The organism is Elioraea rosea (assembly GCF_007644105.1).
Taxonomy (GTDB): domain Bacteria; phylum Pseudomonadota; class Alphaproteobacteria; order Acetobacterales; family Acetobacteraceae; genus Elioraea_A; species Elioraea_A rosea.
Window position 1 is genome coordinate 21,004 of the sequence record NZ_VFAC01000021.1, and the last position, 25,592, is coordinate 46,595.

The 25,592-nt window shown below is 68.4% G+C and carries 20 protein-coding genes and 1 tRNA gene; 8 read left to right on the plus strand and 13 right to left on the minus strand.

The genetic code is table 11. From position 1 onward, the window contains the following. Nucleotides 1–7: 7 nt before the first annotated feature. Both FIF60_RS13465 and FIF60_RS13470 read left to right on the plus strand, forming a co-directional pair. On the plus strand, nt 8–895 hold the full coding sequence (locus FIF60_RS13465) for a division plane positioning ATPase MipZ (protein ID WP_144186613.1): 888 nt from the start codon (nt 8–10) through the stop codon (nt 893–895). Between the two features lie 52 nt (nt 896–947). Further along, nucleotides 948–1,022, plus strand: a tRNA-Thr gene (locus tag FIF60_RS13470). Between the two features lie 486 nt (nt 1,023–1,508). Here the strand turns inward: FIF60_RS13470 and FIF60_RS22395 are convergent. After that, a complete protein-coding gene (locus tag FIF60_RS22395) occupies nt 1,509–1,862 on the minus strand; it encodes a thermonuclease family protein (RefSeq protein ID WP_144186662.1) in 354 nt (117 codons plus the stop codon). A gap of 1,267 nt (nt 1,863–3,129) precedes the next feature. Here FIF60_RS22395 and FIF60_RS13480 point away from each other — a divergent pair. Together FIF60_RS13480 and FIF60_RS13485 are read left to right on the plus strand one after the other, a co-directional pair. Further along, nucleotides 3,130–3,825: a hypothetical protein gene (locus tag FIF60_RS13480; protein WP_144186614.1), complete on the plus strand. Its 696-nt coding sequence runs from the start codon at nt 3,130–3,132 to the stop codon at nt 3,823–3,825. Between the two features lie 871 nt (nt 3,826–4,696). Further along, nucleotides 4,697–5,110, plus strand: a complete 414-nt coding sequence (locus tag FIF60_RS13485; protein ID WP_144186615.1) for a hypothetical protein — start codon at nt 4,697–4,699, stop codon at nt 5,108–5,110. A 180-nt stretch (nt 5,111–5,290) separates the two neighbouring features. Here FIF60_RS13485 and FIF60_RS13490 read toward each other — a convergent pair whose 3' ends face one another. The 9 genes from FIF60_RS13490 to FIF60_RS13530 form a co-directional block, all read right to left on the minus strand. Beyond that, the gene (locus FIF60_RS13490) at nt 5,291–5,494 is read right to left on the minus strand and encodes a hypothetical protein (protein ID WP_144186616.1); all 204 of its coding nucleotides are present in this window, start codon (nt 5,492–5,494) and stop codon (nt 5,291–5,293) included. A 199-nt stretch (nt 5,495–5,693) separates the two neighbouring features. Continuing rightward, nucleotides 5,694–6,626 carry an AAA family ATPase gene (locus tag FIF60_RS13495; protein WP_144186617.1) on the minus strand — a complete coding sequence of 311 codons (933 nt, stop codon included), beginning with the start codon at nt 6,624–6,626 and terminating at the stop codon, nt 5,694–5,696. Continuing rightward, nucleotides 6,619–7,473 carry a DUF7146 domain-containing protein gene (locus FIF60_RS13500; RefSeq protein WP_144186618.1) on the minus strand — a complete coding sequence of 285 codons (855 nt, stop codon included), beginning with the start codon at nt 7,471–7,473 and terminating at the stop codon, nt 6,619–6,621. The genes FIF60_RS13495 and FIF60_RS13500 overlap by 8 nt, the downstream gene beginning before the upstream one ends. Nucleotides 7,474–7,900: 427 nt before the next feature. Continuing rightward, nucleotides 7,901–8,110 (minus strand): helix-turn-helix transcriptional regulator, encoded by a 210-nt coding sequence (locus FIF60_RS13505; protein ID WP_144186619.1) that lies wholly within the window; start codon nt 8,108–8,110, stop codon nt 7,901–7,903. Nucleotides 8,111–8,229: 119 nt separating this feature from the next. Beyond that, on the minus strand, nt 8,230–9,111 hold the full coding sequence (locus FIF60_RS13510; RefSeq protein WP_144186620.1) for a hypothetical protein: 882 nt from the start codon (nt 9,109–9,111) through the stop codon (nt 8,230–8,232). Then, nucleotides 9,108–10,364 (minus strand): tyrosine-type recombinase/integrase, encoded by a 1,257-nt coding sequence (locus tag FIF60_RS13515; RefSeq protein ID WP_158639213.1) that lies wholly within the window; start codon nt 10,362–10,364, stop codon nt 9,108–9,110. The genes FIF60_RS13510 and FIF60_RS13515 overlap by 4 nt, the downstream gene beginning before the upstream one ends. Before the next feature lie 287 nt (nt 10,365–10,651). Continuing rightward, nucleotides 10,652–13,567, minus strand: coding sequence for an MBOAT family O-acyltransferase (locus FIF60_RS13520; RefSeq protein ID WP_158639214.1), 2,916 nt, complete (start codon nt 13,565–13,567; stop codon nt 10,652–10,654). Next, nucleotides 13,564–14,628 (minus strand): hypothetical protein, encoded by a 1,065-nt coding sequence (locus FIF60_RS13525; RefSeq protein WP_144186623.1) that lies wholly within the window; start codon nt 14,626–14,628, stop codon nt 13,564–13,566. The genes FIF60_RS13520 and FIF60_RS13525 overlap by 4 nt, the downstream gene beginning before the upstream one ends. Before the next feature lie 241 nt (nt 14,629–14,869). Then, nucleotides 14,870–16,474 carry a serine hydrolase domain-containing protein gene (locus FIF60_RS13530; protein WP_239451620.1) on the minus strand — a complete coding sequence of 535 codons (1,605 nt, stop codon included), beginning with the start codon at nt 16,472–16,474 and terminating at the stop codon, nt 14,870–14,872. Nucleotides 16,475–16,634: 160 nt separating this feature from the next. Between FIF60_RS13530 and FIF60_RS22280 the strand changes: the two genes are divergently transcribed. Then, nucleotides 16,635–17,858, plus strand: coding sequence for a calcium-binding protein (locus FIF60_RS22280; RefSeq protein ID WP_144186625.1), 1,224 nt, complete (start codon nt 16,635–16,637; stop codon nt 17,856–17,858). Here FIF60_RS22280 and hemW read toward each other — a convergent pair. The 3 genes from hemW to FIF60_RS13550 form a co-directional block, all read right to left on the minus strand. Then, complete coding sequence (hemW, locus tag FIF60_RS13540) at nt 17,855–19,021, minus strand: radical SAM family heme chaperone HemW (RefSeq protein WP_144186626.1); 1,167 nt, start codon at nt 19,019–19,021, stop codon at nt 17,855–17,857. The genes FIF60_RS22280 and hemW overlap by 4 nt on opposite strands. Nucleotides 19,022–19,078: 57 nt before the next feature. Further along, nucleotides 19,079–20,047 (minus strand): Bug family tripartite tricarboxylate transporter substrate binding protein, encoded by a 969-nt coding sequence (locus FIF60_RS13545; RefSeq protein WP_144186627.1) that lies wholly within the window; start codon nt 20,045–20,047, stop codon nt 19,079–19,081. Nucleotides 20,048–20,123: 76 nt separating this feature from the next. Then, a complete protein-coding gene (locus tag FIF60_RS13550) occupies nt 20,124–20,402 on the minus strand; it encodes a nickel-binding protein (RefSeq protein ID WP_144186628.1) in 279 nt (92 codons plus the stop codon). 141 nt (nt 20,403–20,543) lie between these two features. On the opposite strand from FIF60_RS13550, the gene FIF60_RS13555 reads away from it, so the two are divergent. The 3 genes from FIF60_RS13555 (at nt 20,544) to FIF60_RS13565 (ending at nt 25,393) form a co-directional block, all read left to right on the plus strand. Further along, nucleotides 20,544–23,495: a helix-turn-helix transcriptional regulator gene (locus FIF60_RS13555; RefSeq protein WP_144186629.1), complete on the plus strand. Its 2,952-nt coding sequence runs from the start codon at nt 20,544–20,546 to the stop codon at nt 23,493–23,495. A gap of 153 nt (nt 23,496–23,648) precedes the next feature. Then, on the plus strand, nt 23,649–23,921 hold the full coding sequence (locus FIF60_RS13560) for a hypothetical protein (RefSeq protein WP_144186630.1): 273 nt from the start codon (nt 23,649–23,651) through the stop codon (nt 23,919–23,921). A gap of 53 nt (nt 23,922–23,974) precedes the next feature. Then, nucleotides 23,975–25,393: an FAD-binding oxidoreductase gene (locus tag FIF60_RS13565; protein ID WP_144186631.1), complete on the plus strand. Its 1,419-nt coding sequence runs from the start codon at nt 23,975–23,977 to the stop codon at nt 25,391–25,393. Nucleotides 25,394–25,592: the final 199 nt, after the last annotated feature.

A 25,592-nucleotide genomic window follows, 5' to 3' on the forward strand; every position in this document is an offset into this window, starting at 1 on the left:
CCACGCCATGGCGAGCGTGACGGTGGACCGCCGGGCGCATGTGATCGTGCTCGGCAACGAGAAGGGCGGGTCGGGCAAGTCCACCGCCGCGATGCACGTGATCGTCGCCCTGCTCCGCGAGGGCTACCGCGTCGGCGCGATCGACCTCGATGCACGCCAGGCGACACTAACGCGCTACATCGAGGCGCGCGCCGCCTTCGCCGCAGCCAAGGGCGTGGCACTGCCGCTTCCCGAGGCGCGCGCGGTACACCGGAGCGAGGCAGACCGCCGGGCGGACGCAGAGGCCGAGGAGGACGCGGCGCTCACCGCCGCCATGGCCGAACTCTCGACCGCCAACGACTTCGTGGTGATCGACAGCCCCGGCTCCGACACGCATCTGTCTCGCCTTGGCCATGCCAGGGCGGACACGCTGATCACCCCGATCAATGACAGCTTTGTCGACTTCTCGATGCTCGCGCGCGTAGACCCCGACGACCATGCGGTGGTGAGCCCGTCCGTCTACAGCGAGATGGTGTGGGAGGCCCGCAAGGCGCGCTTCAAGCGCGATCGCGGGCGCCTCGACTGGATCGTGATGCGCAACCGGCTCGGTTCGGCCGAGGCGCGCAACAAGAAGGACGTGGGCGCGACACTCGACGTGCTCGCCAAGCGCATCGGGTTCCGCACCGTGCGTGGCTTCGGCGAGCGGGTGATCTTCCGCGAGCTCTTCCTCCAGGGGCTGACGTTGATGGACGTGAAGGAGGCAGGCGTTGGCGTGTCCTTCTCCATGAGCCATGTGGCGGCGCGTCAGGAGGTTCGCAGCCTCGTCGCCGCGATCCGCAAGGGCCCGCCCGGGGACGTCTGGGGGCTTGGCGGGGCCGCGTCACCGGCGCTTGCACCGACCGGCGACGCAGCGTAGAAGCCCCCGGATCGGAGCCGGCACCGCCCGTCTCCGAGCCGAAGCCTGTGTCGCCGACATAGCTCAGCGGTAGAGCAACTGATTCGTAATCAGTAGGTCCCCGGTTCAAATCCGGGTGTCGGCACCAGCACTTAGCAAGCTTATCCACAGCGCCGAGTTTCCGCGCGGACCCCACGCGGACCCGGCGGCTCGCGACTCTGATCCGAAAAGGGTGTTCTGCCCGCGCGCGCGTCCGGTGGGGGACGCCACCGAAGAATTGGATGTTCTTGTTATGTTCGCTTGTGGCGCCTAGGCTTGGAGGATGACCGATGAGAAACTCGTCCCCGTTGATCGCGCCAGCCTTGCTGCAGCCTTTTCCTATGCCCTCAGGTTCCGGAAGAGCGGCCAGGCGCACCGGCACGCTCACGAGCTATCGGCCCGCATCGTTGCCGAAGTCCTAGCCGAGCACATCGAGATGTCGGGATGGGTGGTTATGCGTCCGGTCAGATCACCGCCGCCGTCGACGGCTCAAGGCGGCGGTACAAGGCGCGAGCCTGGATCCGCATAAGCGGTTAACATTGGTAATTGCCGGTTCGTCGTCGTGGTCCATCTCGCTCTCCGCCGGATCGCTAGACTATTCACGCCACCCTTGCCGCCAATCCCAAGGCTTATCGAAGCTTCCGGACCACATCCCGCGACGCTCACGCTCCGCTTCAGCTTCGTCCGCGACGTAGTCCAGGCCATATCGGCGAAACGCCAGCGCCCATCCCTGCCGCACCATCCATCCGCCCAAGTCGCTGCCGTCTAACGTGCAGCGGCCGACCACGCGCCCGTAGCGGTCTCGGCTGAGCGGCACGCAGTGCACCATCCGCAGACGCACGCGCAGATGCAACATTTCAGCCGCTTCCTTGCCGCACTCCCACTTTTCGCCCGACGGCCTGACGCACGATTGCCTTAGCTCGGGCGCGTCTATCCCGTGCAGGCGGATGCTCTGTCCGTAATTTCCAGAGAATCACCGTCGATGACTGAAGACTGGCCAGTGACGATGGGTTGCGGCAGGGCGAGGGCTGCGCCCGCGCGCGCCGCGATACAAACGAGGAACAGTGCACGCCGCAACACGGCAGGACTCTTCCGCTGGCCTCGCGCACGCACAACGAGGCCGCATCGTGTCGGTCTAGTTCCCGAAGCCGCAGGCAGCATAACCGAAGGTTGACACATCTGCTGGTATCAAACGCTCCTCGATCTCAGTCGTCTTCACCTCGGGAGGGTTTGCATATGATTCGGAGGGTGTTTGCACTTTTCGCCTTAGCGGTCGCGCCGGGATGCGTGCATGAAGCTTCCGTCGAACCAAGTGTTGCAGGTGCGGCCATGGTCATGGCGAGCCGCACCTCCAACGCGCCCATACTCCTTGCTACCTCCGACGACGCTTTCGCCAGCGCGCGCACTGCTCGAGTCACTGGCGTCACGTGCTCAGCACACACCTACCCCTTGGATATGAGTGACGCGATCAGTTCATCACTTCGGCGCGCCACTGTTGCAGCGTTCCCGAACACAAGGACTGGGCCAGCCGGGGAGTCGCCCCGCCCTGGAGAAGCACGGATAGTGGTGCTCTCCGACGCTCTAACGGCAAGGCTCTCGTTCCACCCCGGGTTCTGGCAGTCGACCGCGTCTGCGAGTGTTGAGATTTCGTTGAACGTGGAGGTCACTGGCGCCGGCGGACGTGAAGCTTACAGAGGTCTTTTGCTTGGGACTGGAACGGACGAACGACCTGGAGACTGCGCGGCAGGCGCTCAGGCGCTCGGCGCCGCCGCATCTGCAGCGGTCCGCCGTGTCTCCCAAGACTTTGTGTCTAAGGTAATCAATTCGGGTGCGGTTCAGTAGATGCTCTCTGCTTGGGGCGCGATAAGCACTAACCTTCCCGCTGCTGATCGCGCCACTGAATGCGGTTACGGAGACGCCGGACCGGCGCCCGGCGATCACTCCGGAGCGCCCGATCGTCACCCTCTACCCATAACGACACTGAAGCGGCCGGCGCGCCTGGCCTCCGCTTCAAGATGCCCGGCGGTGCTTATTGCCGTCCGTTTGCTGCGCCCTACACTGGTTGGTGATTTCTGTGGACGCCTTCATCGGGTGCGTACTGCCAAGCCTCTGCGAAGCTGTGAAGTCTAGCAAAGGCGACCGGAAGGCACCTACTATGGCTTGGGTCGGAGCGATCGGGGAAAGTTCAGGTGGCGTGGCAAGGTGCAGCGTTACACATGGTGCTGTTCAAGCAGCAGCCGACCGTAGCTGACGCTCTACAACTTTGGACGCAGGCGTTCGGCTCGTCGCCCGATCATTTTCAAAAAAGCCCGCCCGGTGCCCCTGGTCCCCAAGCTACGGGCACGGTCGATGCTCATCAATTCACTTTGCAATCCCAACCCGGACGTATCGAACTCATAGTAACGGCATTCGACAGTGCGGAACCCGCGCCCGCCATTCGCGACATCCCTGCCGCGCTCGGCCTCCTTAAACGCTATGCCGATCCGCTCTGCGCTGGGCAAGCTGTCCTGCGTATAGCGTGCGTCTTGCAGCTGTTGGAAAAAGTTGCATCCGCTCATGAGGCAGCGAAGTTGGTTGGCAGTGCGGCTCAACTGCAGCAGGTGCCCGAAAACGCCGCTGATTTAGAGTTCGCGATAAATATACGGCAAACACTAAAAAAGCATCCTGGTGTCCAAATGAATCGTCTTTGCAGGTGGGCGATTGCAGTGCAAGAAATTTTTCAATCCAGAACTGATACCCCCTGGCTGACGCGGCCGGTATCCACATTCCATGTTGCAGCGTTTACAGTCGATATCAACACAGTTCCAAGGGCGGAGCCGTACCGACAAGAAGATGTGATTAGTGTGTTTGGCGAACTTGCAGACGAGGCTACTAGACTAATGCAGGAAGGTTATAAAGGACTATTCGCATGACGCCAATCGGCAAGAATTTTTGTGATGTACCCAGCAATAGCAGTGGCGCCGCGCCCGCGTTGTTCTGGCGTAGTCGCGACGCATCTAATGTTCGACAGGTCAATATGCATGATCAGCTTGCCGATTCCGCTCCGTCTGGCGCTACGACCAGTGGGTCAACAGGATTGCTACCCAGATTCCGATGGGCGCGCGACGGCATTGTGCAAGCGACGGTTTCTGCGACGAATGCGAGTCGCTCGCATTCTGAATCTATCTACGAACCGATTGGCGACTTCCTAATCTCACTGGAAGAGCCATCTTCCCGCGCGATCTTAGAGTCCCCCAAGTCGTTCGTGAGGAATTGGACTGCGTCAACTAATGCTCTTCGCCGATTTTACATTCATAAATCGGCCATGGAGCCAGCGAACGCGCTTCAGCGCGAGCTACCTACGCTTGAGCCGGTCATTCGAGCACTTGAAGCGCTTCGGCCTGGGTGGGCCGGACCCGAGAGTGTCATTCCTTCCGACAATGCTATCGCAACGCTGCGCGTGCTTGCTGATGCCCCACTTCGGGGTGCACGACGCCCCGACGTCGAAGTGGACCCGGAAACGGGCGAAGTCACGCTCAGCTGGCTGCGCGCTGACTTTAAGTGCTCGTTTACCCTCCACTTTCGATCGGATGGCGAGGCAGTCGGTGTGCTAGTGGAATACCCCGTTTCGACGTACAGCCCTTGGCGATTTCCGGCCAGTACAATCGAAAGTTTATCTCGCAGACTACAGGATCCACGGGTTTGGGATCTGATTGCTGGCTGATGAGCTGCCCTCATGGCCGCTGCATCCTTGAACGGAGCCAAGTTGATACTCGCTCCCTTGGGCCCGTGCAAGACCACGAGATGCTGTATCGCGCAGCGTTCGACCCCATGCACATCGGCAACAATGGCGTGAAAATCAGCTTCATCAAGGCCAGTGATTTTCCGAACGGCACGCTCTCGGTCTGGCGCGTAGGGGGGGCGCAAAGTCTTGACCACGACGCGGCGGTTCGACAGATCCGGATCCCCGTGGGGCAACAAATCCACGCGGTTTACGCAGTTACGGCTGAGCAGGTGCGGAAACTCACCGTTACTGACGTCTCAGGGCAGTTTCTCTGTGTGCTTGATGAAACTGACACAGGGGCGGGTTTTCACCCTGCACATGCACACATTTCTCCCTGCAGGTCAGCGCTGGAGATCCTAAAGGCAGACCCGGATTTGGAGCTTGTCTTGCGACGATTGCTTTACCTGGCCTTCCTCCAGCACCCGGTTCGCTGAACCTGTTTGCGCTACAACAAGACCGGGCGAAACTTCGTCGCCGGAACCTGCCCGCTGACGCCGCCATAAGGTCGCAGGACCGGCACCGCATCGAGTGCGATTGACCATGTGCCCTAGGTTGTTTGGAGGGCCCGCCTCATGACGCGTCACCCTCTCCTGCTCAGCTAGTAAATCACTTGGCTAGCCGCCTGCGCCCGCGCGCGCGTCCAGTCGCCAGACCTGATGGCCACTGTTCTCAAGGCCGTTGTCCAGCCAGTCGCCGTCTATGTTCGCAGTGATGCCTCGGCACGCAGCCAGCACCGCCTTGGCAGCGGCCAGCGCATCAGGGTGTGCAGGGCCATGTTCGCGCACCATCGCAGAAAGTTTCGCTGCGGCGAGCGTCACCGACTGCGGCTGTCCCGCCCCGCCCTTGCCGGCAGGTCGCGGTGGGACAGCGGAAACCGTTAGAAATCCTATGTTCATGGGCATGTGTCCCGCCGTCCCGCTCCTAGGGGGTCGGACAGTGGGACAGTGTGGCTTCGGAACCGCGCTGCGTCCCGCCTCAAGGGCTTCTGCCGTGCGCCGCCGGGCCAGCGCGCGCAGGTCAGTGGCGGGCATCGTCAGCACCATTGGCCCGCTTAATGCGGTGTACGGCGCTCTTGCTGAGTCCGGTTTCCTCGGCGACGTCGCGCAAGCTCAGCCCTTCGGCCAGCAACGTCAGCGCCCGGTCACGCTGCGCAGTCGCAAGGTCCGCCACCACCCATGCGAGCCCGCCGCCCTCAGCCTCGGTCAACCGCGCCTCGAAAGGGATGGCACCGTCGCCCGTGATCCCGCGCGCCTTCTCCAAATGCACCGCGAAGCGCGCGCCCTGCTGCGGCTCGTAGTCCCCAGGGCGACGAAGCGCGATCACCGTATCCATCACATCCTCGCGGCGAGACGTGCCGCGTTGCTGCCCGCCCTTGCCGGCGTGGTGGACCGTCAGCACTGCGACCCCGGCGCGGCGCAGACTGAGCAACACGTCCTGCATGGGCTGCCAATCGTCGGCCTCGTTCTCGCGCATGCCGGACGCGAGGCATGACAGATTGTCGAGGATCACGAGGTCAACGTCCGCCGAGCACCGCTTGATCAGCGCGCGGCCTTCCTCGCTTGCGATGTTCGGCAGGCCGAGTTCGAACAAGTCGGCTGGAAGGAAGCGGAGGAATTCGTCGTCGGGCGGCCGCCTGTCGTTGGCGAGCACGAGGGCCCGCAGCCGCTCTTTCAGCGTCGCGGCCGGCATCTCTCCGTCAAGGTAGAGCACTCGGCGCGGCTTAGGTGCTTGCCATCGCAATGCGCCGCCGCCGCTGGCCACGGCGTAGGCGATGGAGAGTGCAACATACGTCTTGCCCATGCCGCGCGGCCCGTAGAGCAGCACGAGTCCGCTCGTCGGGATCACCGGGTCGAACAGCATTTCGCGCGGCGGCAGGTCCATCGCCAGAAGCTCGGCGGCAGTCACCGGCGCCACAGCGCGCACATCGCGGATCGTCACAGCGTCAGACATGGCGCTTGCTCCTTTCGATCAGGAAGTCGTTGAAATCGGTTCCCGGCGTGTTGGGGAGCGCGATGCGCACTGCGCGCCCCTCTCTTGCCAGCCGCATCGCTAGCGTTTCGGCCGCACGCTCGCCCTCGCCGTGCACGTCGCGGTCAGCCGCGATGACGACATCGCGGATGGTCTCCGGTAGCCGCACGGCTTCGAGCCCGCCTGCGCTCAGGCAAGCCCATGCGGGCAGACCGAACAGCACCGACGCGCTGAGCGCAGTTTCGAGCCCCTCCGCCAGCACCACCTCGTCAATCGCCGGCATCAGCCGCACGGCGCAACCGAGCGGATGCCCGAGCGTCTTTCGGGGCGGGTCAACGCTCGCCTTGCCGGCGCCGTCAGGCTGCAGCCATGTGCGATGTGTGGCCCTGATCGTTCCCGCCACGTCGCAGGCTGCGGCCAGCATCACCGGGCCAACGTGTCCGCTTTCAGTGTGCCGGTCGGCGGGCAGGTAGCGCAGCGCACCACCAGTCACAGGGGCGAGCCCGCGCGCGGCCAGGTAACGGTCAACAACCGTTCCCGCCGCAGCCTGACCGCGCTGCCACATCGCGCGCGCCCATGCCTCGCGCTGGCCCGAGGAACGCGCTGGAATGCGGTCACGCTGGGCGGGATGCTGGTAGCCCTCGCCGCGCAGAACCGCGCCCATGGCCTTCCTGTCGCGGCAGCACGCGCACCACAGAAGCGGGGCACCGTCGCGCCCTTCGCTCAGGACGCAGGCGGCGACATACCCGCAGGCCGGACAGGTGCCACGCCACTCAGCCGGCCTCACCCGCCGAAGCCCGAGACGGGCGGCGATCTCGCGCGACGTCATCGCCAGCCCTCCGCTTTACGCTGAGCCGCGAGCGCGGCGCCAATCGACCGAAATGCTCGCGGGGTCCGCTGGCCAGGCAGGATCAGCGCCGCGCGCGGGTTTCCGTTTTCGTCGCAGCAACCGTGCAGGAGCACGACGCGGCCGTAGTGCTGCCGCCCCGCTTCGCGCTGCCGCGCCCAGATGAACAGGGGCAAGGGGGGTGGCTCTGGGAGCCGGCGCCTCGGCTGCCGCCGTAGTCCGCACGTGGGGCAGTGTGTGGTGACGCCGCCATCAGTGATGCGGGGGAGGTAAGTGGGGTTGCGCAACTGCGCCTCCGTCGATGGGGCGCGGGACGCTGGAAACGTTGACCAGAGGCGGTTATGTTGAGCGTGCAAAGACTGATTCCGCCTTCCGACCCTCGCCGGCAGCCCCGCGCGGGGGTCTTTTTTCAGCCGGCCGCGCTCGCGGTCTCGGCCGCGCGATGCGGGAAGGTGCGGGCATCAAGCCACGCTTCGACGTCGTCGCGCCGATAGGCGACACGCCGTGCACCAAGGCGCACGTAGGGCGGGCCATCGCCCGTCATGCGCCACCGCTGCGAGGTCCGCTCGGGGATGCCGTAGCGGTCTCGCAGATCACGTTCGGAAAGCAGTTCGATCATGCCGGTTACGTCTCCGGGGTCACTCGCCACCCCAGGGCGCACGGCGCACTAGCGCGCCGCCGTATGGACGTGACCACAACAGAAGGCGGCGCTGGAAAATGCGGATCATTCCCGGAAATTCAGGAATGATCGGCAATACCGTCTCGATCGTAAGAGCGCAGTTCCTTGACGCCCGAGTTGATCCAATGCGCGATCTGATCCCGCGTGTATTCGGCGCCTTCGATGGTCAAGAGCAGCGAGCGGAACCATTCAACAGCGGGGCCGCCGGGCACGGTTTCGCGCTTCGGGTCAATCTCTGGCCGATACGCATATGATACGGTGGGAAGCGTGCCGAAGAGGCGCCGATACTCGGCGGCCAGGCGCATCGCATTGTTGATCCGCAGCTTATCCCGCCGGCTACCGCCCGGCGTCTTTACCTGCTTGCCCCAGTGGTTCTCGGCGTGCTCCGCGATCATGCCGAGCGCGCGCGCGAAATCGACAAAGCGCGGAAGCCCGAGATAGAGCAGCTCGGTAACCTTCGGCTCGATGTTGCTGTCGAGGTGCTGCCTCCAATCCGGCCCAAAGCCACCCATCAGCAGGTGGCGCATCTCCCGGAACGCTTTAAGGGTCTCGCCACTGTCGGGCGGTATCCCCGCCTTGAGGTGCGAATGGACACGATGGCGGAAGCGAGAGCCCTGCTCACCGAATGCTACAGTTACGCGCCTGCATGCCTCCGCGACGCCTGCACACCACTCTTGCCGCGCACCCGGCGGGTCGTCTTCTTTCTCTGCAACCCGCGCATTAGCAAAGTCCTTCGTTGCACTGTTGATGAAGTGCGCGCTGAGCCACGTGGCCTTCTCGTCGGCGACGATCTCAAGCCCGTTCTGCTTTGCGATCTCGTGCAGGGTTTCCACACCAATGAAAGTCCCCCTGCGAAGGATTGCCGGCTCGCCCGGAGGCGGCTTAACCGCGCGCGGTCTCCCCTTGCGCGCTCGTGATTGCGCGGCGCCACCCTTGGTCATGCCGCGCCTCGGCGTGCCCTCTCGTTCTCGATGCTGAGGATGTTCATCGCGTCGGAAGCTCGCGAGTCTGCGCACCTCTGCACATGCTCCGCCCAGGCCCGCAGCGCCGCCGCGCGCTCGGGCGCGAAGTCGTGCCGCTGATAGACGCGCGCCACCGTGGAAAGCCGCGTCGGCTGATGCGCGAGCAGCATGTCGGCAACGACCGGGTTGACGCCCATCGCGGCCAGCGCCGAGACGCCCGTGCGGCGAATGTCGTGCAGGCGCCAGCCCGTCACCTTCGCCGCTCGGTCCAGCGCCGCCTTGGCCTTGGTGAAGCCCGAGACAGGCGTCTTGCCCGTGGTGCTGAACACGAGGTCCTGCCCCTTGATCCGAGTCACCGCGCGCAAGGCATCGCGCGCCGCTTCGGGTAGCGTCACGACATGCTCTTGGCCGCGCTTCATTCGCCAGCCCGGAATGGTCCAGATCGCAAGGTCAGGCGAGAGTTCCGACCACCGCATGCCGGCCACTTCGTCGCGGCGCGCCAGCGTCGTCAGAAGGACGCGAAACAACGGTCCCCACGGCTCCGGCATCGCGCTGGCCGTGTTCCACACCCGCCCGACTTCCTCTGCCGTCAGCACGCGCTCGCGCGCGACAATGCCGGCGCCAATAGGCAGGGCTGCGAAGGGATTGCCGGGCACCTTGCCCCGCTTCTCCGCCCAGGCGTAGCAGGCGCGCGCATAGGCCATCGTGCGGCCCGCCATGGCCGCGCTGCCGGCCTTCGTCAGCCCGTCCAGCACGGCCACCGCCTCGGCCTTCGTCAGCCGCGCGGCGGGCTTTTTCAGGTGCGCGGCGAAGGCGTGCTTGATAGCCCGCTGCGCCTCCGCCGCATAGCGCGGGCGCTTGTTCGCGAGATGCAGCTTGCCCCAGTCGTCCACTAGCGCGGCCAGCGTCAGGGCGCGCTCGGCCTTGTCGCGCTCGGCCGCCTCGCGCTGCACGAGGCGGACGGCGCGCGGGTCTATGCCCTTCGCCACGTCGCCAAGCCGCGCCCGCGCAGCCTCGCGTGCCTGCTCAATCGTGATGCTGCCCCAGGTGCCGAGCGTCTCGCGGCGCTTCTGCTTCGTCGCCGCGTCCGTCCATTGCACGAGGAAGATCCGCGCGCCGGCAGCGGTGGCCCGCACGCCAAGCCCCCGGCAGTCCGTATCGAACACAAGCCGGTCCTTGGCGCCGGCCTCGGGGGCCAGGGTTCGCAGGTAGCGGTCGGTCAGTTTCGGCATGGGGCGCCCCTTTGTCGCGGACCCCATGCGGACCCGGCGGCAAGGTCCGCAGCGGGTCCGCGTGGCGGTTCGTGGCGACCACCTTATGCGCGGACCCCTATAAGGACAAGGCATTTGGTGGCTCGTTGCGGTGTGCGGCGGATCATGTCCGCATATTCGTAATCAGTAGGTCCGCGGTTCAAATCCGCGTGTCGGCACCAGCCTCACCCGCCCCGCTGCGCGCCTGGGTCAACCGTGATGCGGTGCCGGTCACGGCGACACTCACCCATGCCCTACATCCTGGACCGTCACCTCGCCTGCGGTATGACGGCAACGCCGATCGGATCGATCATCGTCGGGCGGCCAAGCACATCGCGAAGATCGTTGCCTGCCTCGAACGGGCCTGCAGCGCCCGGCGGGCCGAGCAGAACGCGGGTTCCGGCCGGCGGCGTGTAGCCGAGCGTGAGAAGCATCGCGAAGGGGTCGTCGAGCGGCGCGGCGTGCAGCACGGGAATGCGCCGGCCGTCCGGCGTTTCGACGACCATGCAACAGGGCCGGCGCCCGCGGGGCGGCGGCGCCAGAGGCGCGTCGCCTTCGAAGCGGAGGACGATGCGCCTCCCGTCGCTGCGCGCTTCGCTCAACGCCGGGCCGCGCGGGTTCCTGTCGGAGAAACCGAGATGATGGGCCATCGCGTCAGCGAGTGCCCGCCCCGCCTCGGCGTGCGCGGCCTCCGCCCAGTGCACGCCGTCCGCCCGCACTGGCACGGCATCGAGCGCCCCGCCGAAACGGAACAGACCGGTTTCGATCGCATCGAGTTGCGCGGTGCGTACCGAACGCAGGCCGGCCTCGAAGCGCGGCGCCCGTGCTGGCGCGGCAAAGCCGAGCGATGTCGCGAGCGTCTCGGCGTTTCCGGCCGGGAGCAGCGCGCGGGCAAGCCACGCCGAGCGTGCGATGGTGAGCGGTGCGTGCTGACGTGAGGCAGGGGCGAGCGCGGCGAGCGGCGCTGCACCGCCGACACCAGGGACGCCTTCGGCGATCACCCGCGCAAACGCGGTGAGGCCTGCCGCATAGGTCTCGCGCGCCGTGCCGCGCCACGCATCCGTCGTGCCGTGGCCGAGCATCAGAACCGCATGCACGCCATCGGCGGCACGGCCGAAGGCGGCGATGCGCTGCGCGAGGCACCCTTGCGTGGCGAAGGCCTCGATTCCGACGCCACCCCACGCCGTGGCGAGAAGCGCAACGGGCATCGACGCATGCGCCGCGAGGCGCTCGGCGAAGGCGCGCGCGCCGATCTGGTTCGCGCGGCGATCATCCGCCGGCACCCAGCGTGCGCTGTGATCGCCAGTACAGGGCCCTGCCCCGCCTGCGGGAATCAGGACGGACGAGACGAGGCCCGCAGGCAGAGGATCGCGTGCCTGCGCCGAGCCGAGCGGGGCTCCGATCTCGCGCACGAACGCGTCGGCCTGACTCTGTCCCGTGATCGCGATGACGAGCCCGGCAGCAAAGCGCCTGGTGCCGACCCATTCCTCGCCGCCCCCCCGCGCGACGAGCCGATACCACCCGCCCGCCGGAACGGTGAGCTGCACCTCCCACCGATCGGGCAGCGTGCGCGTGACGGCGCGGACGGGAACCGCCGTTCCGTCATCGCGCAGCAGCCTGACGACGAGCGCTGCCGGAGCCTGGCCCGTGCCGGCGAGCGTCACCGCCGCTTCGCGTCCGACCACGGGCAGGATGGCGCGATCGGGCGGCTCGGGGAGCGGCACCGCTGCGGCGGCGCCGGCCAACAGAGACGCGGCAAGCACCAGCGCGGCGCGCATCCGCACCTCAGAACTGGAAGTAGATGAACGCGTTCTCTGTCCGCTGCGTCCAGATGACCGCCACCAGGCTCCGACGCCGACGCCCACGGCGCGGGCAAGCGCCGTGGTGCCCGCGCGGCGCTCGGGCGCGGTCGGGTCGAACAGGTCGCGGAAGGCCGGCCGTGTCTCGTAGAGCACATGGGCCGGAAGCATCGCGGCGAGCGCGAGCAGCGTCCAGGGCGAGTGCCAGGTGGTCATCCCCGCGCCGGGACCGGCGATCGCTGCGACCATCGCCCAGGTGCCGGCAAGGCCTGGCGCACGGAAGGGGATCCACAGCGCGAGCACGATCAGGAGAGTAAGCGCGGTGGAGAGGGCGCGTGGTGGAGTTGGCAGCTCGCGCACGCGCCAGGTGCGCTCGGCCGCCAGCAGCGCGCCATGCGCGCCGCCCCAGAGGACGAAGGTCCAGTCCGGCCCGTGCCAGAGGCCGCCGAGGAGCATCGTGACCATCAGGTTCCGGCAGGTCGCGGCATGGCTGCCGCGCGAGCCCCCCAACGGGATGTAGAGATAGTCACGCAGCCAGAACGACAGAGACATGTGCCAGCGCCGCCAGAACTCGGTGATCGAGCGCGCGGCATAGGGCGCGTCGAAGTTCCAAGGCATGGTGAAGCCGAACAGGCGCGCCAGCCCCGAGGCCATCAGCGAGTAGCCGGCGAAGTCGCAGAAGATCTGGATACCGTAGGCGATGGCGGCGAGCACCGCGGTCGAGGAGGTGAACAGCCACGGCTCGCGGAACACCGCATCGACGAAGCCCACCTGCGCATCGCCGATCACCCCCTTGAGCACGGCGCCGATCACGAAGAGCTCCGCCGCCTTGAACGGGTCGGTCAGCCTCAGTGCGCGCGGATCCTCGAGCTGGCGCGCGAAATCGGCGGGCCGCACGATGGGCCCCGCAATCATGCGCGGGAAGAACATGAGGAATGCGCAGAAATCGAGCAGCGTGCAGAACGGCCTCGTGTCGCGACGCTTCACGTCGATCACGTAGCTGACGATCTCGAAGGTGAAGAACGAGATGCCGAGTGGCGCGAGCGGCGCCTCGATGCCGCTGCCGAGCCCGAGTGCCGCCAGCTGCAGCGAGAGGAAGCGGCGATACTTGAACCAGCCCAGCGCGGCGACGAAGGTGAGCGCGACCGCCACGCCGGCGGCGGCGCGGCGCCGATCCTCCTCAAGCGTGTCGATCACCCGTCCCGCGCCCCACCCGAGCAGGGCATAGACCAACAGGCCCGGAAGGAACGCGGCATCCCAGCTCGCATAGAAGACGAGCCCTGCGGCGATCAGGACGAGCTTGCGCCCCGTGCGCCACGGCGTGACGGCGAACACCACGACGAGCGCGGCGAGATAGGCCAGGAACTCGAGCCCGTTGAACATCATCGCGGGAGATGCCCCGCAAGCGCCGAGGCGAGCCATGCGGCGACGACGCGGTGACCCTCCTCGTTCAGGTGCCCCTCGCCCACCACGGCGTTCGCGAAGCCGGCGACGGCAGGCGCCGCGGCGAACCGCGAGATCACTGCGTCGGGCGGAACCAGCAGCGGGATGGCGGCGGCATCGAAGCCGGCCTGGTGCATCGCTGCGTCGCGCCGCCAGCCCCCAAGCCGCACGGCGCGCGTGCTGTCGCCGAGCGTGACGGGAGGCAGGAGCGCGCCGACGACACGATGCCGCGCCGAGAGCCGGCGGAGGCAGCCCGCGAGAAGCTGCGCGGCGGCTGCGTCCTCGGCCGCATGGTCGGGCCCCGCGCCCGCGACGGCCTGGCGCGGTCGGGCGAAGGCGATGGTTCCCGCAATCCGTCGCCGGGTCTCGCGCAGGCGGCTCCCAATGCGCGCGGCAAGGGCCGAGACCTCCTGCGCGCTGGCGAGTGCCCCGGTTCCGCCCCCGCCCTGCCGCGCGACCGGGCAGCGCCCGCGCTCCTCCGCGCTCATCGCCTGCGCTGCGCCGCGAAGTTCGCCGGCATCGGTTGTCGATACCACCATGACGACGAGGCCGAGCGCGCCAGCGGCGTCGACACCCTCGAGCAGGGCAGGAAGCAGTTGCGGCGTTGCCGCGGCACGGCCGAGATTGAGCACGCGCACCGGCGCGATGCTTTCCGCGAGGCGGCTGGTCATGTTCTGCCCGCGCGCAACCTCGACAGCCTCGACGAAGCTGTCCCCGATCAGCGCGACGGCGCCTGCGGCTGCGTCCCACACCGCGTCGTCGTTGTTCAGTCCATGCCGGTCGAACCGCAGCTTCACCCCGCCCTCGAGACCGACGAAGACGAGGCTGTGCGGCGGCCGCGTGAGGCCGAGCACGGGGTCGGGGCGCCACTGGCCGGGAAGGTAGGTGATCTCGCGGAGAATGAACTCGGCTGCGAAGGCGCACAGCACGGCGCCAAGCACGGACGCCGCGAGCAACCAGCGCATACCGGAGCGTGCAGGGGAGGAGACGGAGAGGGCCGTCACGGCGCGGGGGTTCCACGCCTTGCCAGGTCGGTCACTGCCCCGGACCCTGGGCGCGGTTTCCCTCACCGCACGCCATGGTGGTGCCAGACCGGAATGAACTCGCCTGCAATCATCGTCGCCGCCTGATGTGCGGCGGCTCGATACGGTTAGCCTATGAAGGAGTCAAGCGGCGCGCGGAGCGGCTCTCCTTTCTCTTGCGAATCGTCAAGTGACGGCGGAATGGGACCGCCGCCCGCCCCACTCAGGCCCTCTCGAAGCGCACCGCCTTCGCCCGTCCACCGCTCACCAACAGCGCGGCGACCGCGCCCGCACCGTCGCGTTCGAGCCGCACGTCGAGCCAGCCGCGCATGAGCGTGCCCAGGATGTGCAGCCGCATGTCGCGCTCGGTGATCGGCTCGATGCGCCATTCCGGGCCGCGCACGACGGGGCCATGCGCGCGCACGCTGAGACCGCCATCCACCTCGCGCGAGACGATCCAGCGCGCCGCCATCTCCGCGCTCTCGTAGGTGCCGGCGAGATCGTCTGGCAGCACCGCGCCGTCGGGCACGCGCACCCAGCGCTCGACCGTTCCGGCATCTAGCCGCACCTCGATGGTCTCGCCGTCGATCGCGCGCACGGCGAACACGGTGCTCGAGCGCGGCACGGCGAGGAAGCCATCGTCCGTCGGCGCCGCCACGACCGGCATGCCATAGGTGTTGAGCGTCACCGCCCCATCTTCGGCGACGGTGATGTCCACCGTCGCACCGCTCTCGGGCGACATGAAGCGCCCGGCGAGACCACGCACGGCATCGCTTCCCGGCATCGCCGGCGCAGAGACGACGCCGGCACGGTCGAGCATCGCATCGAGCACGCGATAGGCGAGCTGGTTCGGATCGATGCCGCCATGGTTCGCGATCGCGATGACGGCGAGGTCATGGCCAGGAACCCGCAGGTACTCGGTGCGGAAGCCAGGCCAGAGCCCGCCATGGCTGAGGGTCGCGACGCCACGGTAGCGCCGTGTGATCAGGCCGCGCGCGTAGAAGTTGGCCTCGCCGTTCACGAATGGCGCCGGCTGCTCGAGTCCGTCGAGCACGCGCGGCCCGGGCACGCCGCGCTCGCGCGCATTCACCGCCCAGATCGCGAGGTCAGTCACCGAGGAGACGAGCCCGCCCTCGCCGCCGAGCGGGAAGGCGTGGGGGGCGCGGATCATCCGTCCCTCGTGCTCGACATAGCCAGCGGCGAGATGAGGAACCGGCACAGAAACGTTCGGCGTATGCGCCGTCGCGGTCATGCCGAGCGGCGCGAAGATCTCGCTCTCGAGGAAGCGCTCGAGCGGGAGGCCCGACAGCTTCTCGACGATCAGGCCGAGCAGGAAGAAGTTCGAGTTGCTATAGAGATAGCGGGTGCCCGGCGCGAAGTTCAGCGTGCGCTGGCGCTGTATGCCGGCAAGCAGGTCGGTCGCGGTCAGCGGCGTGCCGAGATCGCCGCCGCCCTGGCGCTGGATCTCGAGCATGTCGCGGATGCCGCTCGTATTGTGCATCAGCTGCGCGATGGTGATCGGCGCATAGGCCTCCGGCAGATCAGGAAGCAGGGAGCGCGCCGGAGCGGCGATGTCGAGCAGCCCGCGCTCGGCCAGAAGCAGGATCGCCGCACAGGTGAACTGTTTCGAGACCGAGGCAATGCGGAACCGCGTTCCCGGCCCGATCGGCACGCCGTGTTCGATGCTCGCGAAGCCGGCGTGGCGATGTGCAATCAGCTCCCGCCCCCGGACAACCCCGAGCGTCACGCCTGGGGAGAAGTCCTTCGCCCACGGCTCGATCAGGCGATCGATCTGGTTCTCGAGGGCGCGGAGGGAGAGGTCAGTCACTGCTGGGACCTTTCGGATGGGGGGCGATCCGGTGCCGCGTCGCTGGGGAGATGTCTGAGGCAGAAAGCCTTGAAACGCGATTTCATATCGAATGCAACATTGTCGCAACAGGGCCCCGTCATTCCTCCAACGCCACGAAACACCAACAAAGGAGGAAACGATGGCAAGCAGGATCACCATGCAGGACTTCCACTTTCTCGCGTCGCTCTCGCGCGGTGCGGTGCAGCTCCCGGCCGTGCAGCTCCCAGCCGTGCAGCTCCCAGCCGTGCAGCTTCCGGCGGTGCAGCTTCCGGCCGTTCAGCTCCCGGCCGTGCAGCTGCCGGCCGTGCAGTGGGCCGGCATGCAGTCGCTTCTCGATGGTCCGGTCGCCGACGGCCCCTACGTGCCGATCGACTTCGGCGATTTCTTCGGCTCCGGCGGCAACGACGTGTGGTGGGGAACCGCTGTGTCGGAGACGGCCTACGGCAATGGCGGCGATGACGTGCTGCGCGGCCAGGCGGGCGACGACACGCTCTACGGAGGCGATGGCAACGACACGCTCTACGGCGCCTACGGCAAGGATCGCATCGAGGGCGGAAACGGCAACGACACGATCTCTGGCGGCGACGACCAGGACCAGCTCTACGGCCAGGGCGGCGACGACCTCATGTACGGCGACGGCGCGACCGACTACATGCGCGGTGGCGACGGCAATGACCGGATGTATGGCGGCTCCGGCTACGACGAGATGTACGGCGATGCCGGCAACGACACGATGATCGGCGGCACCGGCGACGATGTGCTCGTCGGCGGCGACGGCAACGACACGATGAACGGTGCCGAGGACAACGACATCCTCTACGGCGGGGCCGGCGCGGACAGGATGGGCGGCGACAACGGCAACGACATGCTGGTCGGCGGCGACGGCAGCGACACGATGAACGGCGGCAGCGGCGCCGACATGCTGTTCGGCGAGGCCGGCAACGACGTCATGAACGGCGGCGACGGCAACGACACGCTGATCGGCGGCGCCGGGTTCGACCAGATGACCGGCGGCAACGGCTACGACAGCTTCGTCTGGAAGGCCGTGTCCGAGAGCGCGAGCGGCGGCATCTGGGACGTCGTGACCGACTTCCAGCGCGGCCTGGACAAGATCGACCTGTCGCAGATCGACGCGGACACGACCGACGGCGGCTGGCTGAACGACGTCTTCACCTTCATCGGCGCGCAGCCCTTCAGCGGCGAACCGAGTCACTCCTGGAACCTTTCGCCAGGCGAGCTCCGCGCCCAGGCCTTCAATGGCTGGACCTACATCCAGGGCGACGTGAACGGCGACGGCGCGGCCGACATCACCATCGCGCTGCAGGGGACACACACACTGACCGCGAGCGATTTCGTCCTCTAGCGCACTAGCACCGGAAGCAACGCATCGAGCCTGAGGCGCCCCGCCGCGGTCGCGGCGAGGGCGCCATGCCGCGTCCACGCCAGCCAGCCTTCGCCGATCGCCTGCGCCAGCGCGCGCGGCTCGAGCGCGTCCTCGAGCGGCATCCCGGCACGCGCGGCGAACCGGGCAGGATCGATGCCGCGCGTGAGCCTCAGCCCCATCAGCAGCATCTCGCGTGCACGCGCCTCGGGCGGGAGAGCTTCCTCCTCGCGCACGCCGTGGCCGCGCCTTTCCACCGCCTCCATCCACGCCTCGGGCGCGCGGATGCGCACCGTCGCGGTCGGCACGCCGGCGAGCGGGATCCGTCCATGCGCGCCGGGGCCGATGCCTGCGTAGTCGGCGTAGCTCCAATAGGCGAGGTTGTGGCGGCTCTCGTCTCCCGGCCGCGCGTAGTTCGACACCTCGTAGGGCGAGAGGCCGGCCTTCGCCGCTTCCTCCACCGTCGCGGCGTAGAGCGCGGCCTGCTCGGCTTCGTCTGGCAGCGCGATCTCGCCGCGCGCATGTGCGCGCTCGAACGGCGTGCCGGGCTCGATGGTGAGCTGGTAGAGCGAAAGATGGTCCAGCCCGAAGCCGAGCGCGCGGCGCACCTCGTCGCGCCAGGCGGTAACGCTCTGGCCCGGGCGGGCATAGATCAGGTCGAAGCTCGCGCGCCGGAACAGGCTCCTTGCCTGGGCGAGCGCGGCGAGCGCCTGCTCCGCCGTGTGTTTCCGCCCGAGGAACGCAAGCGCGGTGTCATCCAGCGCCTGGATGCCGAGGCTGATGCGATTGACGCCGGCATCGCGGAAGCCTGCGAGCCGACCGAGCTCGACGCTTGTCGGGTTCGCCTCGAGCGTGATCTCGGGCTCCTCTGCCCCCGGGAACGCCGCCTTCGCCGCCGCGATGATCGCGCCCACGGTGTCGGGCGACATCAGGCTCGGCGTGCCACCCCCGAAGAACAGGCTCCCGAGCGGGCGTGGGCCGATGCGGGCCGCTTCGAAAGCGAGCTCGGCGAGGATGGCGGAGCGGTAGCGCGGCTCGTCCAGCCGCTCCCGCACATGCGCGTTGAAGTCGCAGTAGGGGCAGCGAGCCAGGCAGAACGGCCAGTGGACGTAGAGGGCGACGGGCTCTGGAGAAGGGTTCGACACGCCCCCTATGTGGCGTGGCCCCCGGCCTTGCGCCAGCCGGGAGCCACGGCAGGCAGGTCAGACGTTCTGCTTCTCGATCCCGGCCTTCGCAGCGGCGTCGCCCCATTTCGCGAGCTCGGTTGCGACCATGCGCGCCGTCTCCTCGGGGCTCGTCGTGACGATGTCTGCGCCGAGCGTGCGGTGACGGTCGACGACCGACTGAACCTTCAGCGCCGCGACCACTGCCTCGTTGAGCCGCGCCACGGTTGGGGCAGGAAGCCCGGCCGGAGCGATGACGATGCCCCAGGTGGACGCCTCGAACCCCGGCATGAAGGCCTCGCCGATCGTCGGCACGTCGGGAAGCTGCGGGGCGCGCTGCGCGCCCGTGGTCGCCAGGGCCTTCAGGGCGCCTGACTGGATGTGAGGCAGTGCGGCGGGAACCGTGTCGAACATGATGTTCACGCGGTTGGCGATGAGGTCAGGGTGCGCCTGGGTCGAGCCGCGATAGGGAATGTAGGTGAACTCGACATCGGCGCGCTGGGCGAACAGCACCGGCGCGAGGCGTACGACGCCCGCGGTGCCCGCGAAGGTGACATGGCCTTTCGGATTGGCGCGGGCGTAGGCGACGAGCTCCGCCGGCGTGGAGGGTCCGAACGCCTTCGGCGCGCAGAGCACAAGCGGCGTGCGCGTCGTCATCGAGATGAAGGTGAAGTCGCGCAGCGTGTCGAAGGGAAGACGATAGAAGGCCGCGTTGACCGAGTGCGCGACCGAGACGAGCCCGAGCGTATGGCCGTCAGGCGGAGCCTTGGCGACGACATCGGTGCCGATGATCCCATCCGCGCCCGGCCTGTTCTCGACCGGCACGGGATGGCCGAAGCGTGCGGCCATCGGCTCGGCGATCAGCCGTGCCGTGATGTCGCTCACCCCGCCTGGGGTATAGGGCACGACGATGCGCACCGCCCTGGTGGGGAACGCCGCCTGGCCGAAGGCGTGGGGGGTGAGCAGGAGCACCGGCGCGGCGAGCGTCGTGCGACGGGTGAGCGACATCGGCTGCTTCCTCCGGAGTTGTTAGTCAGTTTGCATTCGCAACGGCCGGCGGGCATGACCACGCCCCGCGACGCACTCACGCTGACGGAACGAGCGGCGTGCCGAACATGTCGGGGCGAAGCTCGCTCACCTCGACGATGACATCTGCCGGAATGCCAGCGCGCGCCGCCGCGGCACGGATCGCCTCCGGGCTTGGCGCCTCGTAGAGGCAGTAGGTCTTCCGCTTGTCGGCGCTGAGGAACGAGAAGATCCACTGAACGCCGATCTCGTCGTTGATGCGGCGGATCTCGGCAGTGCCGTCCGCCGTGACCTCCAGCTCCTCGGCGAAATTGCGCTCGATCAGGAACAGGGGCATGCACGACCTCCCGCACCGGCCGAGGGTGCGCCAATCGTTTCTTGTCTGCCCGGCGCGACTAGTCTGGCCCGCGCCGAATTCCTTGTCATCGGGTTTCGCATCCGGGACAATCATCCGTGATCCGAGGCTGCCGAGGCCGCAATGCCGGATTCGGGAGATCCCTTCGTCGGGCGCCGGGACGAGCTTGCGCAGCTTGGCGCTGCGCTTGCCGACACGCTCGCGGGAAAAAGCCGCCTCGTCCTCCTCTCCGGCGAGCCTGGCATCGGCAAGACGCGAACGGCCCAGGCGCTGGCGGCGGAAGCCGAAGAGGCCGGTACGCTCGTCCTGTGGGGCCGCTGCCACGAGGAGGCCGGTGCGCCCTCGTACTGGCCCTGGGCGCAGGCGCTCCGCACACTCGCCGGCGCGCTCGGCGAGGACGCGCTGCGCGAGGATCTCGGCGCCGGCGCGCCGGACATCGCCGAGGTGATCCCGGAGCTTCGCGCGCGCATCCCCGGAATTGGCCTCGTCGCGACGCCGAGCGACCCCGCCGCGGCACGCTTCCGCCTGTTCGCCTCGATGGCGGCGTTCCTTCTCGCCGCGTCGCGCCGGCGCCCCCTCGTCACGGTCCTCGATGACCTGCACTGGGCGGATGCGCCCTCGCTCCGCTTCCTCCGCTTCCTGGTTCCCGAGCTCGGCACGGCTCGGCTGATGCTGATCGCGACCTATCGCGAGAACGCCTTGTCGCGACAGCATCCGCTCTCCGACGCGCTGGGCGATGTCGTGCGGTCGGCTGGCGTCATGCGGCTTCGCCTCACCGGCCTCGCCGCGGAGGAGTCGGGTGCGCTGATGGCGGGGATGGCCGGTACCGCGCCACCGCCCTCCCTCGCGCGGGCGCTGCATGCGCAGACCGAGGGCAACCCCCTCTTCCTGCGCGAGATCGTCCGCTTCCTCGGCCAGCGGGGGCTGCTCGACCCAGCCCGGGGCATGGCGGTGCCGGCCTCGCTGCGCATCCCCGAAGGCGTGCGCGAGGTGATCGGGCAGCGGCTGAACCTGCTCTCGCCCGCGTGCAACCAGGTGCTGCGCGTCGCGTCCGTGATCGGCCGCGAGTTCGACGTCGCGCTGCTGCACCGCGTCTGGAAGGACGGGTCCGACGCCGTCACCGCCGCACTCGACGAGGCGCTCGATGCCCGCATCGTCGAGGATGTCAGGCCCGATCGCTACCAGTTCACCCATGCGCTGATCCGCATGACGCTGCAGGACGAGCTGCGCGCGGGCGAGCGCCAGCGCCTGCATCGCGCGGTCGGCGAGGCGCTGGAGGGGCTCAACCGGCACGACCCTGATGCCGTGCTGCCCGAGCTTGCGCGCCACTTCCGGGAGGCAGGCGGCGACACCGCGAAGGCGATCGACTACGCCCAGCGCGCGGGGCAGCAGGCCGAGGCGGTCCTGGCGTTCGAGGAGGCGACGAGCCTGTTCCAGGCCGCGCTCGACCTGATGCTGCAGCAGAATGAACCCGATGCACGCGCGCACGCCGCGCTGCTGGTCCGCGTCGGCGACGCGCAGCGCAAGGCGAACGACTACGACGCCGCGCGAACGAGCCTGCGGACTGCGGTGGAGCTCGCGCGTCGGCACCGTCTGCCCGATCTCCTCGCCGATGCCGCCGTCAGCTTCGAGGTCTCGACGTTTCGGAGGGGCTACATCGGGCAGCGAAACCGGTCCCTGCTTCAGGAAGCGCTTGCCGCGCTGCCGGCGTCGGAGACGGCAAGGCGGGTCAGGGTCCTGACTGCACTCGCGCGCGCGCAGTTCTACTCGGGTGACGTCGCGGCGGGCAGGGTCACCGCGCGCGAAGCCGCCGCACTTGCGCGGTCGCTCGGGGATGATGGCATCACCGCCCGAAGCTTGCTGGTGCAGCTGGAGATCCCGGCGGAGCCGCACGAGACGGTGGCGATGCTGGCTCTCGGACATGACGTGGCGGCGATGGCCGAACGCGGCGGCGAAATGGAGATCGCCGCGCAGACCCACCTCCTCTGTGCCGGCCTCGCCCTCGAGCTCGGGCGGATGGAGGCGTGCCGCGCCGCAATCGCCTCGCTGCACCGGGTCGGCAGGCAGGTGCGCCAGCTCGTCTTCACCCTGTTCGAGATCGGGTTCAGGGCGGCGCTCGCGCTTCATCGTGGCGACCTCGACGAGGCGGAGACGCTGATCCGCGAGGGCATCCGCCTCGACCGGACGACCCGATCCGATGCCGGCGATCCACTCGCGCTGCTCGTCTTCGCGCTCCGGCGCGAGCAGGACCGGCTGTCCGAGGTCGCCCCCCTGGTCGAGGCCATCGCCCGCGATGATGCCGCCGCGGTCTGGCGGCCGGGGCTGGCGCTGCTCTTCGTCGACCTCGGCCGGCACGACGCCGCGCGAAGGCTTTTCGAAGGGCTCGCCGCAGACGGGTTCGTCGGCCTAGCACGCGACGGACGATGGATCAGCAGCATGGCCTTCCTCGCTGAGGTCTGCGTCGCCCTCGGCGACGCGTCGAGGGCGGCGATCCTCTATGGGCTTCTGCTGCCCTATGCCGGGCGGAACCTTGTTCCCGGCAATGGCGCTGGCAGCGTCGGTGCGGCCGACCGACAGCTTGGCCTGCTCGCCGCCACGATGGGGAACTGGCCGGATGCGGAACGGCACTTCGCCGCCGCGCTCGCCCTGAACGAGGCGACGGGCGGGCTCGCGCCCCTCGCCCATACGCGCCACGACCTCGCCGCCATGCTGCTCGGCCGAGGCGGACCGGGGGACGCCGCGCGCGCCCGGGCGCTCCTCGACCAGACGCTCGCCGAAGCGACGCGGCTCGGCCTCGCCGCACTGGCCCGCCGGGTGAGGGAACGCCTTGCCGAGGTCGCGCCGCCGCCTCCCGACCCCGATGCGCTGACGCCGCGGGAGGCAGAGGTGCTGGACCTGATCGCGATGGGCAGGACCAACGCCGATATCGCACTGGTGCTCGCGATCGGCGTGAACACGGTCGCCACCCACGTGCGCAGCATCCTGGCCAAGACCGGCTGCGCCAACCGCACGGAGGCGGCGGCCTATGCGCTGCGCCAGCCGGGCAACGGCCGGGCGCCGCCGCCACCGGCCTGAACGCGCCGCCTCATCATTTCTGATGAGCAGGCCCCGCGCGCGTCGGCTCCGGGGCCCTCACCAGTCCGGACGATGGTTCGCCTGCCGTACCGGGCGCAGGCTGCCTCCATCGCCGTCGCCGTTCCGCGCCGGCCAGGATCAACGGAGGAGACCATGACCGCAGTCCTTCCCATCACGCTGGCTCCCGCCGACGCGACGACGGTGTCCGGCAGCGCCTGGCAGTCCCGCGCCGCCGGCATCGCCGGTTCGGCCGTGGCCGGCGCCTGCCGCCTCGTCGCGCGCACCGGTGCCTGGGTGTGCGCGTGGATGGCGATCGCGGGCGAGCCGAGGCTCGGCGCGCACGCGAAGCGCGACATCGGCCTCCTGCCGGAGCAGGAACTCGACGGCGTGTTCGGCGACCGTGACGACCTGCTTTGGCGGCTGTGAGGGCGGCGCTCCGGACAGGCCAACCCGACACGAACGAAGCAAGGAGAACGGCCATGCCTGACGCGCCCGCGAGGGAGGACACCCGGGCTCCGATCGATGCCTCGATCGAGGCGCTGCGAAGCGGTCTGCGCGGCACGCTGATCGATCGGTCCGACCCGCGCTACGACGAGGCCCGGGCCCTCTACAACGGGATGATCGACAAGCGCCCGCTCGTCATTGCCCGGTGCGCCGACGTCGCCGACGTGATCGCCGCCGTGAACGCGGGGCGCGATGCGGGCCTGCCGATCGCGATCCGCTGCGGCGGGCACAACGGCCCGGGGCTGGGCAGCGTCACCGATGGCCTCGTGATCGACCTCTCCGCGATGAAGGGGGTCAGGATCGATCCCCTGGCCCGCACGGCGCGGGTCGAGGGCGGCGCGACGCAGGGCGACCTCGATCACGCGGCTGGCGCGTTCGGGCTCGCCGTTCCCGCCGGCATCATCTCCACCACCGGCATCGCCGGGCTCACGCTGAGCGGCGGGCACGGCTACCTCACGCGCAAGCATGGGCTGACGATCGACAGCCTGCTCGAGGCGGATGTCGTCCTCGCGGACGGCAGCTTCGTGACCGCGAGCGCGACCGAGCACGCCGATCTCTTCTGGGCGCTGCGCGGGGGCGGCGGAAATTTCGGCGTCGTCACGAGCTTCCTGTTCCGGCTGTACCCGGTGGGCCAGGTGTTCGCCGGACCGATCGTGTTCGACCAGGCGCATGCGCGCACGATCATGCAGCGCTATCGCGACTTCCTGCCGCGGGCGCCGGAGGCGCTCGGCATCTTCCTCGGCCTCAAGACGGTGCTGTCCTGCGACCCTTTCCCGAAGGAACACTGGGGCAGGCCCATGTGCCTCCTGATGTGCTGCTACGACGGGCCGGAGGAGGAGGGCAGGAAAGCGCTCGCTCCACTGCTCGATGCACTCCCCGAGCCCTGGTTCAACTGGATGGGGATGATGCCCTACCCGGCCGTGCAGAGCATGTTCGACGGGCTCTACCCGAGGGGGATGCAGTGGTACTGGCGGGGCGATTTCGTGAAGGCCCTGCCGGACGTGGCGATCGAGGCGCATCTCGACCAGGCGGCTCGCGCGCCGGGAGAGCTCTGCCTGATGCATCTCTATCCCATCGACGGCGCGGTGCATCGCGTCGCGCCAGGCGACACGGCGTGGCACTGCCGTGACGCCACGTGGTCGATGGTGATCGCGGGCATCGACCCAGAGCCGGCGAAGGCCGGCGCCATCACCGCATGGACGAAGGCCTACTGGGAGGCCGTGCATCCCCACACGCTCGGCGGCGCGTACCCAAACTTCATGATGGACGACGAGGGCGATGCGCGCGTGAAGGCCGCGTTCGGCGACAACCACGCGAGGCTCGCTACCGTCAAGCAACGATACGACCCCGAAAACCTGTTCCGCGTGAACCAGAACATCAGGCCGGCGACCTGAAGGATGGCGCAACGGTCCGGCGCTGCCGGACCGGCCAAAGGGGACATGTCCGTGAGCGCAAGGACGATCCTGGCAGCCGTGACGGACATCGCAACAGCGGGAATCGCCCTGGCCGGAGCCCCAACGGTCGCGCATCCGGCGCACGGGGCCGAGACCGCCCTGCGAGGTCGCCTCGCCATGCGCATCCTCCGTTCGGAGG

What these genes read in the sequence shown, in the direction of transcription:
- FIF60_RS13505 (WP_144186619.1), bottom strand. Translation starts at nt 8,110, where the DNA reads ATGATCGAACTGCTTTCCGAACGTGATCTGCGAGACCGCTACGGCATC.
- FIF60_RS13485 (WP_144186615.1), top strand. Translation starts at nt 4,697, where the DNA reads ATGCTGTATCGCGCAGCGTTCGACCCCATGCACATCGGCAACAATGGC.
- FIF60_RS13565 (WP_144186631.1), top strand. Translation starts at nt 23,975, where the DNA reads ATGCCTGACGCGCCCGCGAGGGAGGACACCCGGGCTCCGATCGATGCC.
- FIF60_RS13495 (WP_144186617.1), bottom strand. Translation starts at nt 6,626, where the DNA reads ATGTCTGACGCTGTGACGATCCGCGATGTGCGCGCTGTGGCGCCGGTG.
- FIF60_RS13545 (WP_144186627.1), bottom strand. Translation starts at nt 20,047, where the DNA reads ATGTCGCTCACCCGTCGCACGACGCTCGCCGCGCCGGTGCTCCTGCTC.
- FIF60_RS13465 (WP_144186613.1), top strand. Translation starts at nt 8, where the DNA reads ATGGCGAGCGTGACGGTGGACCGCCGGGCGCATGTGATCGTGCTCGGC.
- FIF60_RS13560 (WP_144186630.1), top strand. Translation starts at nt 23,649, where the DNA reads ATGACCGCAGTCCTTCCCATCACGCTGGCTCCCGCCGACGCGACGACG.
- FIF60_RS13515 (WP_158639213.1), bottom strand. Translation starts at nt 10,364, where the DNA reads ATGCCGAAACTGACCGACCGCTACCTGCGAACCCTGGCCCCCGAGGCC.
- FIF60_RS13555 (WP_144186629.1), top strand. Translation starts at nt 20,544, where the DNA reads ATGCCGGATTCGGGAGATCCCTTCGTCGGGCGCCGGGACGAGCTTGCG.
- FIF60_RS13550 (WP_144186628.1), bottom strand. Translation starts at nt 20,402, where the DNA reads ATGCCCCTGTTCCTGATCGAGCGCAATTTCGCCGAGGAGCTGGAGGTC.
- FIF60_RS13500 (WP_144186618.1), bottom strand. Translation starts at nt 7,473, where the DNA reads ATGACGTCGCGCGAGATCGCCGCCCGTCTCGGGCTTCGGCGGGTGAGG.
- FIF60_RS22280 (WP_144186625.1), top strand. Translation starts at nt 16,635, where the DNA reads ATGGCAAGCAGGATCACCATGCAGGACTTCCACTTTCTCGCGTCGCTC.
- FIF60_RS13520 (WP_158639214.1), bottom strand. Translation starts at nt 13,567, where the DNA reads ATGATGTTCAACGGGCTCGAGTTCCTGGCCTATCTCGCCGCGCTCGTC.
- FIF60_RS13480 (WP_144186614.1), top strand. Translation starts at nt 3,130, where the DNA reads ATGGTGCTGTTCAAGCAGCAGCCGACCGTAGCTGACGCTCTACAACTT.
- FIF60_RS13510 (WP_144186620.1), bottom strand. Translation starts at nt 9,111, where the DNA reads ATGACCAAGGGTGGCGCCGCGCAATCACGAGCGCGCAAGGGGAGACCG.